Genomic DNA, 13,922 nt, shown 5'->3' with positions numbered 1-13,922 from the left:
TGAAATCAGTTAAGAGTCATTCCAAAGCCAAACGCAACAAACTAGGAGTCTGCCCAGTCCAGCGCTTGAACGAGCGGCGGAAATTCGTCGCATCGTGGAACCCAAGATAGGCAGCGACCCCTTCGTTATCCATTTCTTGAAAATGGAAAAGGTAGAGCGCCATGTGCGTGCGAACCTGATCTAGCTCTGCTTGAAAGTGCGTACCGTGTCTTGCAAGGTGCCGTTTGAAGGTGGCGATGCTACAGTCAAAATGTTGCGCCGCTTTTTCTAAGCTCGGCGCGCAGCGTATATTGAGGGCTAGGTAATCATACAATTGCGGAATGATGCTTTGCGCTGGTGGCTGATTTAATGCTGCGGTAGACGCTTGCTTAATCGCGATATCGGCGCTGACAGCATTTGCTCGTGGCCACGGCACATCCAAATATTCAGCAGGAATCATCATCGCATCAAGATAACAATTGAAACGTAAATCGCGACCTAGATGGACTTGATGTTGTTCTATGTGTTGAGCGCGGCTGCGATTGAAACAATAGCGCCAAGGCAGACGTTGTTCACTGAGCCAGCGGCACATTGCAGTTACGGCAGTCATATGCATTTCTACCAAAAAAGGCAGCATCTCTGGTGCACCCCAATGATCCATCCAGTACAAGATCACTTGCCCATTTTCTTCTTTCAATCGCGGCGTCAAAAGCGGGCACAAGCTAGTCCGAAACTGCACCAGAATTCGCAAAGCCTGACGTAGAGTCTGCGCATATAGCAGCGCTTGACTGGCACTCCCATAATGACCCGGCAGCATGTGTTGACCGAGTATAAAACTCGTGTCTTTGCTTTGCGACTGCCGAGCTAGGTACTGCAGCAACTTTAAATATTGCTCGGGACTGATTTTGCGCTCTGGCCGTGTGAAGTCTTCCCCATCTAGCTTACATGCCTTGCGCGCTCCGACTAAGTCCACTTCTAAACGCTGAGCACTCTGCCACGCCAACACGGCATGATGCTGGACTAAAAAACAGGGATCACTACTAGAAAAATAAGCCATCAGATAAGGGGCGTTTCAGCTAAACACCGCTGTTCGCGGCATACCTGCAAGCGCTTCTGTTTCTTCGCTGTGCTGTGCGAGCGAATCGAGTGGATCAAGTCGCACTAACAAATCGTCAAGTTGCACGACCGCCTCACTACAAACAGCACGTAATGTGATTGGCACTTGACGGGTCTGCGTGTAAAAGTGCATCTGCGCTACCATCGCACATAAATGATTGACTTTTTTCTGTGCAGAATCCAACGTGGTTGATGGCATGTAAATCGCAAATCGATCGCCAGCGTAGCGGCATAACACATCTTGATTTGATAAATTCAGTAACAGCATATGCGCCACCGCTTGCAATGCTCTGTCACCTTCTTCTACGCCACAATCACGATTTAGGAGATGGAAGGAATTGATATCCAACAGCGCAACACAATTCGAGACATCAGAATGGCGTCCCTGCTCCATCGCAATTAAGCGACGAAGATAAGTCGCATCGACCAATTGTGTCACACGATCAAAAGCCAAATGATCACGAAACAAGCGTTCGCGCTTTTTCAAATGCTGATTGAGCGAAAACTGTTCATGACGCCAAAAGTACAAACCAGCCGTTAAGACCAACATACCACCCAAAGTAAATCCGGCTTCTAGCCAATGATCCCACAATTGTTCTTTGCCGACGCGATAAAACTCATCCATACAATCAACCCACGCACCAAGCATGATCAAGCCCATACCAGCTGCGAGCAGATATGTGACTTTGCCACGCGGTCTGCTGCTAAGCGTCATCAGTAACCACAAACCTGCCATCACCGCCGTTCCACCCTCGGCAATCACGTCCAGCCATTGAATTGACTCAAATGGCTTTGCTAGGCCGATCGTGCTAAACGCAGCCAAGGTAAGTAAGAGCGCAAACGCAAAAATTGAAAGTGGTGTTTTGTGAAGTGAAAGCATGATGGCCCGCGCTATTAATGGATCCAGATTGGACATTGCGCGCGAGACTATACGGCTTACATGACAAGAAAATGACAATCACCGCTATTTCCCAAAAACTGGAAATGCGAAGCATGAAAAACAACACAGGTGCAAACAGCTCACAGAAAGTTAAAAATCTTGTGTACAAGGCTGGAACTACACGGATTGTAATCAATCGCTTGAAAGACAACAAGGTGTGGGAGTGCAGGGCCTAGTAGAACTGACTAGTACCTAGAAAAGTGAGTGCGCATGCAATGTGCAAGGTGACATGCATCGTGCCCTGCGGTCAATTAAGCTCAACTTCTACATCGATTACTTATAAAAGATAGCAAAACGAGCCGCTCTAAGAGCAGCAAAAAAACTCTGTAACCGATCTGAAATATTTGATTCCTAGACTGTGGGCTTTTCCAACGCTAAACCAGCCCGATACACCATGACACACACATCGCACCAAGCTCGCAACACGCAACTTCAGAACGTGAAGGCCACTATCAACGCTACCAATTTATACAAACTCAGCGCTATCACCTTTGGCGTCTTATGCATGATGCATGCGCAAGCACAGACCCAACCAAGCGTGAGTGGCAGCTCAGCAAATGAACCACAGAGTGTGACCATCACAGGACAGCGAGCAAGTATGCGCAAAGCCTTAGAGATACAAGAAAAAGCAGACAACATCGTTAGCGTCATCAGCAGCGACGATATCGGTGCCTTGCCTGACAAAAACGCCGCAGAGGCACTAGCGCGTTTACCAGGTGTGTCGGTGCAACGTGATCAAGGCGAAGGACGCTACATCACCGTGCGCGGCTTAGGGCCAGATTTAAATGCCATCACGATCAATGGTGCTCTAGTGCCTTCACCAGAAGCGAGCCGCCGCGCGGTTGCGCTCGACGTGCTTCCTTCGGGGATAATCCGTACTTTAGAAGTCATCAAAACTTTGCGCCCAGATATGGATGGCAATTCGCTGGGAGCGACTGTAGAAGTGAAAGCACTCACCGGCTTCGACTTACCACAGCAAGTGATGTCCTTGAATGCGGGTGTCAGCTACGACGAAAACATCAAAAAAGCTAGCCCCAACGTCGGCCTTCTATTTGCAGATCGTCTGATTGATGGCAAGTTTGGTATTGCTGCTGGTTTGAGCATGGAGAAGCGCGAATTCGGCTCCGACAATTTGGAGACTGGCGGCGCATGGAGCAATGGCCGTTTGTCTGGCCTCGAGTTACGCGACTATTTGCCTGTGCGTGAGCGTCAAGCATTTGCACTCAATTTAGATTGGCGACCAGATGCTGATAGTAGTTATTTCATGCGCAGTTTCATAAGCAAATTTAGTGATGACGAAGTACGTGATCGCCTGACCGTGAGTAATATCAATGGTGGCGCGTTAACAGAAGATATCCCTGCCACGGCGCGATTAGAACGTCGTCTGCGTCAACGCAAATACACACAAGAAATCACATCGTTCTTATTGGGCACTGAACAACGCATACAAGGTTGGAAACTTGAAGCGAATATTGTGCAAAGCACCGCTTCTGATGACACGCCAGATGCGCTGAACGATGCACGCTTCCGCGGCACATCCAATTTCAATGACATCAGCTTTACACAAACGAATTTACCTAAGCTCAATGCACCTGCCAGCGCATACGACCCTAGCAAATTCGCTTTGAATGCACTGACTTTTCAAACGCGTTTTTCTGATGACAAAGAACATCATGCCCGAGTTGATCTCGGCAAAACTTTCGATCTTGGAGATTGGGATGCGAAATTGAAATTCGGACTCAAAACTAGTCAGCGCAATAAGAAAAATGATACGGAGCAATTTGCCTACAGTAGTAGTGCAAGCGCAGCGAATTACTGGGGTGCAGGTGCAACTTCGATGTCGTCTTTTGTTGGAAAAGAATTAGCCTATCCACTCGGACGTATCGGTTTAGGATTAGATCCTGTGGCATTACGTGCTCGCGTCGCGGATGCGAATCGCGCCGCCGCCCGTTCGACTGTAGAATCGGCGATCAATGATTTTTCTATGGATGAAAACATCGATGCAGCCTATATTCAAAACGGTTTTCATTCGGAGAACTTTAGCTTGTTGGTTGGAACACGATTAGAACGCACGCAATTCGATGCTTCGGGAAATAAAATTGTCGCTGGTGTCGCCACGCAAAATCAAAGTTCACGTTCTTACAATAATTGGTTGCCGACGCTACAAGGCCGTTACGATGTCGATGCTAAAACTAGTTTGCGTGCAGCGTGGACAAATGCCGTGGTACGTGCCAATTTTAGCCAACTGGCACCAGGTGTCAATTTAATCAGTAGTACCGAAGCACAAATTGGTAATCCATTGCTCAATCCTATGAAAGCGAGCAACCTCGACTTTGGCATCGAACGTCGCTTGCACGACGATGGCAGTGTATCAGCCTATCTCTTCCATAAAGATATTAAGAACTTTACCTACACCACCAATCTAGCGGGCACAGCACCATGGACGAGCTACACCACAGCGATTAGTTATGCCAACGGCGATAAAGCGAAAGTACATGGCTTAGAACTTGGGTATAACCAATCTTTACGCATGTTACCAGCACCGTTCAATCATTTGATTTTCTCTGCTAATCTGAGCTTGAGTAAGTCTGACGCCAGCATTGGACGTTTCGACAAAGCCAGCAATAACTACAAAACCCGCAGCATACAATTGCCAGGCCAATCGGATCGCGTTGGCAATTTGATGTTGGGTTACGAGGATGGCGCTATCAGCACACGCTTGGCTCTCAACTATAAATCACCGTACTTGTTAGAAGTCGGATCAGACATCTTAGCAGTCGATCAGGATCGTATGGTTGACACACAAAAGCAACTCGATTTTTCCTTATCTTACCAAATCAATCGTCGCTATCAACTCGTGTTTGAAGCAAACAATTTGAACAATGAAATCTACTATGTGTACTTGGGAACGAAAGCTTTGAATGCACAATATGAACAGTACGGACGCACTTACAAGGCAAGTTTAAAAATCAATTTTTAAACTGCAATCGCAAGTGAGAAACGGCCTATTCACAAATTTATTGGGGATAGGCCATTAACCTATTTTTCGAATATCGTACATCTATGCAAAACTTAAATATTCTTCACACCCAATGGCGGCGGGCTGCGCAAGCCAGTGTCTTGCTTGGACTAGCTCTAGCTAGCAATAACGCAAGCGCGGGCGCGGCCCCACAGCTAAAACAGCTACCAGAATTTGTTAAATCCGCTGTCGATTTTCGGCCACTCAGCAACGGTGATTGGTTAATCCTAGACAAGAAAGCCTTACGCTTAGTATCTCCAACGGGTGTCGAACGCACTACCATGAAAGTGCGCGCCAAACAGTTTGACGTACGTGAAAATACAGATTCTGCATTTGCCGTTCTGATCGATAGCAATACACAAAATGCCTTGCCGATTCGCATTCAGGAAGGTCAATTCCAATTGCATGCAAAACTGCCCCCTGCCACGACTGCGCTCGATGCCAGCTGCTTATTTCGCGACCAACAACAACTCATGCATCTATTCTTGATCGCAAAAAGTGGTCATACACAGCAGTGGGTGCTAGAAGGAAATCAGCCGCGCTTAGTACGTAATCTAGCACTCCCAGCAAATGCCAAATCCTGTGAGGTCGACGACAAAACCGAGACTTTGTATGTCAACGAAGAAGATTTTGGTGTCTGGGCTTACTCCGCACAATCCGAGAGCAGTGCCGCACGCCAAGCCGTACAATTGCGCCAGCCTTTTGGTCGATTGCAGCAAGGCGCCCAAGCGATGCATGTTTCCTCAAGTGGAGTCGCCGTCTTGGATGAAGCAGGAAAGAACATTTTCTTGTCTACAGTTACCAAACAAGATTGGAAGATTACAAAGCAATTTTCTAATAAAACGAATGCAGCTTGGCCGCAACAAACAGGCTCCTTGCGCACCTTGGATACAGACACCAAAACAAACTTTTATCTACGCGATGACAGCAAAAATGCTTGGATGCAGATAGCTAGCCTGCCGCGCAAAAAAGACACTCCACAAGAGTCGATTCCTGTATTGATTCCACAAGTACAAACCGAAGAAATGAGTCGATTCGGCGACGCAGCCGATGATCCGGCAATCTGGAATCATCCAACAGATAGCCAACTGAGCCGAATTCTTGGCACGAATAAAAAGCAAGGATTGCTGGTCTACGATATGCAGGGCAAGCAAACCCAACTATTGGAAGTCGGTCGTCTGAACAACGTCGATGTGCGTCAGCATATCCAGTGGCAAGATGGTGTCAGTGATATCGCCATCGCCACCCAACGCGACGACTACAGCTTGATTCTTTTTGACATCGATGGCAATGGCACATTGCAAGAAGCTAGTCGCATTGCGACGGGTTTGAAGGATATTTATGGCACTTGTTTATATCAACCTAGTCGTGGTGGTCTCGAAGCCTTTGTGAATGATAAAGGCGGTGTAGTCCAACACTGGCGCATCGAGAGAAAAAACGGCAAATATCAAGGCACGCAACTACGTCAATTGAAGCTTGCAACACAACCCGAAGGTTGCGTTGTGGACGACAAAACTGCGCATCTGTTTATCGGTGAAGAAAAGCGTGGTGTATGGTTGACCAATGCCGACGCGGCGCAAGCTAGCGCGTTTAAACTCATTGCCAAAGTCGGACAACATTTACGTGCGGATGTCGAAGGACTGGCTCTGTATCACGGTAAGCAAGAGACTTATCTTGTCGTATCCAGCCAAGGTGATAATAGTTATGTGATCTATGACGCACAAGCACCATTTTCTTATCGAGGTAAATTTCGTATCGGCTTTAACCTTGCAAAAGGCATCGATGGCAGTTCCGAGACGGATGGGCTGGAAGTCAGTTCAGCCAGCTTCGGTGCGGGATACAACAAGGGCATTATGATCGTACAAGATGGTCATAAGCACCTGCCAGATGGAGCGCAAAACTTCAAATACATAGATTGGCAGCAAATTACCTTGGCGCTTAAACTTGTCGACTAATTTGTCTTTCACTGTATTTTGCCCCCGCTCAAGTTCGGGGGCAAAAAATCTCTGTTGTGACCTTGCAAACCTAGCGATGCTAGAAAGCATGCGAATCAGCTAAGCAGTTGAACGAGGCTCTTAGCTTCGCGACCTCATTGCATAGAATGCAGACCTACCATATTGCCTTCGGTATCCACCACCATAGCAATAAACCCATGCTCACCGATCGCCATCTTGCCTTTAAAAATCGCCCCTCCATTTTGGGCGGCGCGCTCGGCTTCGATTGCGCAATCATCGCACGAAAAATAAATTAAGGTGCTTCCTCCTGATGGGCAATCAGGCATTTTCACCAAAGCACCAGATGCGCCGTAATCTTCCATCGACATCGGAAATGTCAACATTTCCATCTCTGAAAAGCCCTCGGGATCAGGATTAGGAAGGAGTGTCAATTCCGTTTGAAATACCGCTTCATAAAAGCGTTTCGCACGTGGCATGTCCTGAACATAAATCTCGAACCAACCGACTGGATTATTTTTCATAGTAAAGCTCCTATCTTATTTGACAGTGAATGCGGCTAAGGAACAGCGGAGGAAACATCAGGGTCTAACGAGGACATCGGCAATGCCTCAAATCCATACATCTAAAAAAAGAAAAATTGCAAAGCAAATGTGCCACAAAAAACACTGCAAAGGCAAGTAAAGAGTCGATCAGGTAGTGTACCAATTAGCCACTAAAAGACGACAGTCTAGGTTCCAGCCCCCATGGCAAACCGATTGCGTGCTTTTACTCAGAAATCGCTCCAATGTATCAACAACGCGCTCCCATGCAAAGTTTTTCGTTTATGTGTATCGTAATGTGCGTGAGCAAATCATCACTTTCAACAACTCATGCGTACAATCCGAACAATCCGAACAACGACGAGGAGAGTAAGAATGTCACAAAAATTTCCACAACAAAGTGCCAAAGATTTTCACCCAGAAGTGTTAAAACTATTTGATCAATACGTCCATGGTGGACTCAGTCGCCGCGGCTTTTTAAGCTCTGCTGGGAAGTATGCAGCAGGTGCGATGACCGCCGAAGGCTTGTTGCTTGCATTAAGTCCCAACTTCGCGCAGGCTCAGCAAATTACTCCAGATGATGCGCGCATCGTTGCGAGCTATGTTGAGTATCCCTCCCCCAATGGTTACGGCACATTACGCGGCTATTTGGTTAAACCTGCCAATGCCAAAGGTCCACTCCCCGCTGTGTTAGTGGTACATGAAAATCGCGGCTTGAATCCGCATATTGAAGATGTTGCGCGTCGCGTCGCGCTCGATAATTTTATCGCTTTCGCTCCCGATGCCTTGTTTCCACTTGGTGGTTATCCAGGGACGGAAGATAAAGCACGCGAGTTATTCCCGAAACTCGATCAAACAAAAACGCGCGAGGACTTCATCACTGCCGCGGGCATCTTAAAAACAATAGCGGGTGGAAATGGCAAAGTCGGCGTGGTGGGTTTTTGCTACGGCGGTGCGATCGCCAATTTCTTGGCGACCAAGATTCCGACTTTGGCTGCCGCAGTTCCGTTTTATGGCGGTGCGCCAGCTCTAGATCTCGTCCCGAATATCAAAGCAGAAATGCTGGTGCATCATGCGAGCAAAGACGAACGTTTGGTAGCAGCTTGGCCAAAGTATGAAGAAGCACTCAAAACCGCTGGTGTGAAATATCAAGGATTTGTCTATGAAGGGGTTGAACACGGCTTCAATAATGACACGACACCGCGCTTTGATCAGTCCGCTGCAAAACTCGCGTGGTCACGGACTATCGAATTATTCAATCGTAGCTTGCGAACCTAAACACGCTAAGTTCCTTTAGTCTGCATGCGAATGTATACAAGCTAAAGTTTGATTAGTTGCTTGTTGCGATCGATTAGATTGCCATAAAAAAAGATGCCTAACTTCACAGCTAGGCATCTTCGCTATCGGCACTAGATTATCAATATCGCATCACGACTTCTTTACATCTGATAAAGCCTATTGATCGCTACTACATCCCCGCTTCTTTTTTCAGATTAGCAATCGCAATGCCGACCGCAGTTGATGCGCTCGCATACGCCGTTCCGTTTCCCAACATTGCTTCTGCTTCTGTGAATTTTTTAGCATTGATGGCACTTGCTACCTTACCCGCTTCTTTATGAAAAGCCGCGTGTTTAAGTACCGTATCTTTATACGCTGGCAAAGTTCCAACGCTAGGTTTCGCTGCACCGTGCAGCCATTTCCCTAAATCACAACAATTATCCGCACTAATAGTTTTTTCATCTAATTGCTCTTTTTTTGCGATCGCCGCCCGCAACTTTGTTTTCCATTCAACGTGTTTAGCAACGGCTTGTGTTAAATCCATATTTGACTCCAAAAAATTCGTTAGAACTATCGTTGAGGTACATCCCTCATCGCTTGATCTTAAAATATCGGAGATTGATACACAAGCCAGTGCAGAGCACATTCTGACAATCGTTGCGATATCGCAATTATTGAACGGATTAACATTTGTTCACATTGAGTTGATCAGGCCTACTGCTCTAACGTTGTGAACGCACTGTCCTCGAACGGCTAGCCAACTGCGATTTTTGCAAGAGGTAGTCCCACAATTTCGCCACAATCTGTTTACCCGGCTTTTGTTCAGAAGGTCGCTCTCGATAGAGACGAATTTCCATTTTCACTTCCCATGTATCGACTCCGCCATCCGCACGCGCGAGCTGCTTTTGTTTCAGTTCACGTATCACCGCAGATTCGGGCAAGAAGGCAATACCCCGTCCCTCCAATGCCATCATTTTGAGTCCTTCGGCCATATCAGTTTCATAGCATTTATCCAAATGCAGGGCTTGTTTTGGTTGATTCAAAATGAGATCGACCATGCGATCGAGATAGGCATTGTTCGCGTAGGCTAAAAACGGTAAAGGCGCGTCGATCGTTCCTGGCAAAATAAAATCAGGCTGTCCAGATTTATCACACCTCGCATAGGCACGGACGGTTTCTGTACCCATGCTAATCATGTCGTACTGTGCAGGATCCAAGAGCAAAGGCTGTTGAGGATGGTGATAACACAGCATCAGATCACATCCACCTTCGGCAAGACTCATCACTGCATCATGCACGTTTAATGCTAACAAGCGACTGTTAATATCACCAAAATTGGTTTGCAACTCACTTAGCCATTTAGGTACAAATGTAAGTGATAACGTGTGGGGAACAGCAAAATCAACCGTCGTTTGTATCGAGGTTCGCTTCCCTCGCAACAAGGCGCGCGCATTATTGATCTGCCCAAGCATCGCGATTGCCTGTTCAAAGAAAATTTCCCCAGCATGCGTCAAACGGGTGGGGTAGGAAGTACGATCAATGAGATCTGCGCCCAACCAAGCTTCAAGCGATTGAATTCGACGCGAGAATGCAGGTTGAGTGACGTGCCGCAACTCCGCAGAACGACTAAAGCTATTGGTTTCTGCAAGCGAAACGAAATCTTCCAGCCACTTTGTTTCCATAACAATTACCGCAAAAAAATAAATTAAATTTAATTCTGAATCTCAGTTTGAATCCCATCAAATGCGTCCGGTGATGTGCCTGAATTACTGTGCTGCTGACGCTCCCACATTTGCGCGTAGGCGCCAGCCAGTGCCATCAATTGGTGGTGCGTGCCACGTTCGATGATTGTCCCTTTATCCATGACCAAGATCTGCTGCGCATCGACAATGGTTGACAAACGATGGGCAATGACCAAACTGGTTCGACTCTTTGCGATTTGTTTTAGCTGGGTTTGGATCATTTGCTCTGACTTTGAATCCAGCGCCGAGGTTGCCTCATCAAAGATCATAATCACAGGATTCTTCAACAAGGTGCGCGCAATCGCGACTCTTTGCTTTTCACCGCCAGACAGCTTCAAACCACGCTCCCCCACCATGGTTTGATATCCATCCGGCAAACTCACAATAAAATCATGGATGTAGGCTGCTTTAGCAACGGCAATCACTTCTTCTTCACTTGCTCCCGGTTTGCCATATGCAATGTTATAAGCGATCGTATCGTTAAATAGCACGGTATCCTGCGGAACAATACCAATGGCTTGACGCAAGGATTGCTGCGTTACGTCCAAGATGTTTTGGCCATCAATTAAGATAGCACCAGCTTGAATATCATAAAAACGGAACAGTAATCTTGATAAGGTCGATTTACCCGAACCACTATGCCCGACAACTGCGGTCGTGCTACCAGCAGCAATCGTAAAATCAACGTCAAATAAGATCTGACGTTTCGCTTCGTAGCTAAAATTCACGTGCTGAAATCTCACTTCGGGCGATCCATGAGCACTGAGTAGCAAGGACGGTGCGTGTTCTTTATCAGCAATTTCTTTACTTTGGTCTAGCAAGGAAAACAGCTTTTCCATATCAGCTAAACTCTGTTTAATTTCTCGGTACAAAACGCCCAAAAAATTCAAAGGAATATAGAGCTGTATCATAAAAGCATTGACCAACACCAAATCACCAATCGTCATACTCCCTGCGATCACACCTTCTGCTGCGCGCCACAAAATACAGGTCACCGCCGTCGCAATGATCAGGGATTGTCCGGCGTTCAACATCGATAAGCTTGATTGCGATTTGATCGCGGCATGCTCGTAACTTTGCAAACCCTTGTCGTAACGTTGCGCTTCATATTCCTCATTACCAAAATACTTTACCGTCTCATAATTCAATAACGAGTCGATTGCTTTCGTACTGGCTTTGGAATCTAATTCATTCATCGTGCGTCTAAAATGGGTACGCCATTCCGTCACAGCGATCGTAAAAACAATATACGTTACTAGGGCAACGATGGTGATCAATGCAAACCATTTGTCGTAATGTAAAAACAGATAGGTCAATACCAAGGTAATTTCTAATAGGGTTGGTACGATGCTAAACAAAGCAAATGACACCAATGACGAAACAGCTCGCGTTCCACGCTCAATATCGCGGGTCATCCCGCCTGTTTGACGATTTAGATGAAAGCGTAGAGAAAGAGCATGCAAATGTCGAAACACTTTCAAAGCGATGGTTCGAACAGCTCTCTGCGTTACTCTCGCGAAAACAAATTCACGTAATTCCGTAAATAAGGTGGTCGATAAGCGCAAGGCGCCATAAGCCAAAAGTGCGCTCAAGGGCAGTACCAACATCGCATGCGGATTGGAAGGCGTGTAGCTTAAACGATCGACTAAGTCTTTCAGTACCAAAGGCACGCCAACATTAGCAAGCTTTGCGCCGACCAAAAAACCTAAGGCCAGCATCACTCGCCATTTGTAGGCCCATAAATAGGGCAATAAAGTCTTGACCGTCGACCAGTCTCCTCGTGCCACAGAAGTTGAGGGAGCAAGACTATCATGTCGAGAACTTGAGCGACCGCGCATAATTTGACTCAATTTGTTATATCATTCAAGGGAAAACAATTACGTAATCGACAAAAAGATCAAATCGGGCGATAGACTCGATTTCACATGCTTTTCGTCGCACGAACTGGTGATTGTACGCTTTTCAGACAATTCAAGAGGAAATGCCATGTCAGATCATCATAAAACATCCCTTCCTGCTGGCATGCCAACGATACGCATGATGCCTATGCCATCAGATGCCAACATTCACGGCGACGTGTTTGGTGGGTGGATCATGGCGCAAGTCGATATTGCCGGAGCAGTGCCCGCGGCACGACGAGCGAATGGACGAGTCGCGACGATCGCGGTGAATTCCTTCCTGTTCAAACAGCCTGTCTTTGTCGGCGACCTGCTTTCTTTTTATGCAGAGGTAGTCAAAGTCGGCAATACTTCCATTACGGTATCCGTTGAAGTTTATGCAGAACGCAATCGACTCCAAGCAGATACAGTCAAAGTAACCGAGGCAACGTTGACGTATGTTGCAACTGACGAACATCGGAAACCGCGCCAGATTCCGCCTTTGGATGCGATTGATCGCCCACACGCGCAGTTGTAGAAAACGAATCGAACAAGCTTTGTGTGGGGTCGATTCGTCGTTGATACTAACGAGACGATTCAGGATGTTTAGTCGAAGTTAATCGAGTCGTGAAGTCCGATTCAATCAATAAGGGCGGTGTAGAAAATGGCAAGACGATTGACACTGTTTTCTTCCTTGCTGGTGTTGTGTGCATGCTTGCACGCAAGCATGGCATCTGCTCAGCAACTATCCATTTATTGTGAAGAAGATAGGCCACTTCAGTTTTATGACGCCAATCGCCAACTGACTGGCTTAAGTATCGAAATTGTGCGAGAAATTCAAAAGCGCATCGGGAATACGGATTTAATTCAGGTCGTTCCTTGGTCGCGCGGCCTCGACAAAATTAATAACAATCCCAATACCATTCTATTCAGCATGGCGAGAACACCTGAGCGTGAACACAGCTATCAATGGATAGGTCCGATTATGGCAAATGTTTATGGGCTGTATGCAAAGTCGGATACCGATCTTGAAATACATAATTTGGAAGAAGCAAAGAAAATCCCTTTAATTGGCGTATACAGAAATGACATTCGTGACCAAACCTTAACCCGTATGGGTTTTACCAATCTCGATCGCGCTGGCTCAAACATGTCAAGCTTCAAGAAACTCATGATGGGGCGCATTTCTGTGTATACAGATTCCCGTCTCGGGGTGGAAAGTCTTGCTGTGGCGTCAGGATATAACGCGAAGGATGTCAAACTAGTCTTTGAATTATTCAAGAGTGAATTGTATATCGCCGTCTCATTAAAAACGGATCGTGCGATCGTCGAGCGTTGGAATCAGGCATTAGAAGCGATTAAAAAAGACAAAACCTTTGCACGCATACAGAAAAAATATCTTCCCGAAGAAGCCTTAATCAAATCAAAAAAATAGCAGCTTCCTTCTATTTTTTGACGCAAAAAAAGAGAGCAACCG

Annotated in this window: 11 protein-coding genes; 5 read left to right on the top strand and 6 right to left on the bottom strand. The window is 46.6% G+C overall.

The annotated features are described in order from the left end of the window. Positions 1-16: 16 nt before the first annotated feature. The gene (locus KDM90_RS12780; protein ID WP_212676004.1) at positions 17-1,036 is read right to left on the bottom strand and encodes an AraC family transcriptional regulator; all 1,020 of its coding nucleotides are present in this window, start codon (positions 1,034-1,036) and stop codon (positions 17-19) included. A gap of 15 nt (positions 1,037-1,051) precedes the next feature. Further along, positions 1,052-1,975, bottom strand: a complete 924-nt coding sequence (locus tag KDM90_RS12775; RefSeq protein WP_212676003.1) for a GGDEF domain-containing protein — start codon at positions 1,973-1,975, stop codon at positions 1,052-1,054. A gap of 454 nt (positions 1,976-2,429) precedes the next feature. Here KDM90_RS12775 and KDM90_RS12770 point away from each other — a divergent pair, with 454 nt between their 5' ends. Together KDM90_RS12770 and KDM90_RS12765 are read left to right on the top strand one after the other, a co-directional pair. After that, complete coding sequence (locus tag KDM90_RS12770) at positions 2,430-5,015, top strand: TonB-dependent receptor (RefSeq protein WP_212676002.1); 2,586 nt, start codon at positions 2,430-2,432, stop codon at positions 5,013-5,015. Between the two features lie 83 nt (positions 5,016-5,098). Then, entirely contained in the window at positions 5,099-7,009 is a 1,911-nt protein-coding gene (locus KDM90_RS12765; protein WP_212676001.1) for a phytase, read from the top strand. A 134-nt stretch (positions 7,010-7,143) separates the two neighbouring features. Here KDM90_RS12765 and KDM90_RS12760 read toward each other — a convergent pair whose 3' ends face one another. Continuing rightward, the gene (locus tag KDM90_RS12760) at positions 7,144-7,530 is read right to left on the bottom strand and encodes a VOC family protein (RefSeq protein WP_212676000.1); all 387 of its coding nucleotides are present in this window, start codon (positions 7,528-7,530) and stop codon (positions 7,144-7,146) included. Positions 7,531-7,923: 393 nt separating this feature from the next. Between KDM90_RS12760 and KDM90_RS12755 the strand changes: the two genes are divergently transcribed. Beyond that, positions 7,924-8,826 carry a dienelactone hydrolase family protein gene (locus KDM90_RS12755; protein ID WP_212675999.1) on the top strand — a complete coding sequence of 301 codons (903 nt, stop codon included), beginning with the start codon at positions 7,924-7,926 and terminating at the stop codon, positions 8,824-8,826. 190 nt (positions 8,827-9,016) lie between these two features. Here the strand turns inward: KDM90_RS12755 and KDM90_RS12750 are convergent, their stop codons facing one another. The 3 genes from KDM90_RS12750 to KDM90_RS12740 all read right to left on the bottom strand — a co-directional run bounded on the left by KDM90_RS12750 (position 9,017) and on the right by KDM90_RS12740 (position 12,406). Further along, positions 9,017-9,370: a CZB domain-containing protein gene (locus tag KDM90_RS12750; protein WP_212675998.1), complete on the bottom strand. Its 354-nt coding sequence runs from the start codon at positions 9,368-9,370 to the stop codon at positions 9,017-9,019. A gap of 178 nt (positions 9,371-9,548) precedes the next feature. Then, complete coding sequence (locus tag KDM90_RS12745) at positions 9,549-10,508, bottom strand: LysR family transcriptional regulator (protein ID WP_212675997.1); 960 nt, start codon at positions 10,506-10,508, stop codon at positions 9,549-9,551. A gap of 29 nt (positions 10,509-10,537) precedes the next feature. Beyond that, positions 10,538-12,406 (bottom strand): ABCB family ABC transporter ATP-binding protein/permease, encoded by a 1,869-nt coding sequence (locus KDM90_RS12740; protein WP_212675996.1) that lies wholly within the window; start codon positions 12,404-12,406, stop codon positions 10,538-10,540. A 148-nt stretch (positions 12,407-12,554) separates the two neighbouring features. Here KDM90_RS12740 and KDM90_RS12735 point away from each other — a divergent pair, with 148 nt between their 5' ends. Together KDM90_RS12735 and KDM90_RS12730 are read left to right on the top strand one after the other, a co-directional pair. Then, on the top strand, positions 12,555-12,983 hold the full coding sequence (locus KDM90_RS12735; RefSeq protein ID WP_212675995.1) for an acyl-CoA thioesterase: 429 nt from the start codon (positions 12,555-12,557) through the stop codon (positions 12,981-12,983). Positions 12,984-13,172: 189 nt separating this feature from the next. Continuing rightward, positions 13,173-13,880, top strand: coding sequence for a substrate-binding periplasmic protein (locus KDM90_RS12730; protein WP_212675994.1), 708 nt, complete (start codon positions 13,173-13,175; stop codon positions 13,878-13,880). Positions 13,881-13,922 lie beyond the last annotated feature (42 nt).

It is taken from the genome of Affinundibacterium fentianense (assembly GCF_018139545.1).
GTDB classification, from domain to species: Bacteria; Pseudomonadota; Gammaproteobacteria; order Burkholderiales; family Burkholderiaceae_D; genus Undibacterium; species Undibacterium fentianense.
Note: the sequence above shows the minus strand (reverse complement) of the source record. Positions and strands in the feature narration are given on the sequence as shown.

Bases quoted from the DNA above. Each gene is read 5' to 3' on its own strand.
- KDM90_RS12780 (WP_212676004.1), bottom strand. From the start codon at position 1,036: ATGGCTTATTTTTCTAGTAGTGATCCCTGTTTTTTAGTCCAGCATCAT.
- KDM90_RS12775 (WP_212676003.1), bottom strand. From the start codon at position 1,975: ATGCTTTCACTTCACAAAACACCACTTTCAATTTTTGCGTTTGCGCTC.
- KDM90_RS12770 (WP_212676002.1), top strand. From the start codon at position 2,430: ATGACACACACATCGCACCAAGCTCGCAACACGCAACTTCAGAACGTG.
- KDM90_RS12765 (WP_212676001.1), top strand. From the start codon at position 5,099: ATGCAAAACTTAAATATTCTTCACACCCAATGGCGGCGGGCTGCGCAA.
- KDM90_RS12760 (WP_212676000.1), bottom strand. From the start codon at position 7,530: ATGAAAAATAATCCAGTCGGTTGGTTCGAGATTTATGTTCAGGACATG.
- KDM90_RS12755 (WP_212675999.1), top strand. From the start codon at position 7,924: ATGTCACAAAAATTTCCACAACAAAGTGCCAAAGATTTTCACCCAGAA.
- KDM90_RS12750 (WP_212675998.1), bottom strand. From the start codon at position 9,370: ATGGATTTAACACAAGCCGTTGCTAAACACGTTGAATGGAAAACAAAG.
- KDM90_RS12745 (WP_212675997.1), bottom strand. From the start codon at position 10,508: ATGGAAACAAAGTGGCTGGAAGATTTCGTTTCGCTTGCAGAAACCAAT.
- KDM90_RS12740 (WP_212675996.1), bottom strand. From the start codon at position 12,406: ATGCGCGGTCGCTCAAGTTCTCGACATGATAGTCTTGCTCCCTCAACT.
- KDM90_RS12735 (WP_212675995.1), top strand. From the start codon at position 12,555: ATGTCAGATCATCATAAAACATCCCTTCCTGCTGGCATGCCAACGATA.
- KDM90_RS12730 (WP_212675994.1), top strand. From the start codon at position 13,173: ATGGCATCTGCTCAGCAACTATCCATTTATTGTGAAGAAGATAGGCCA.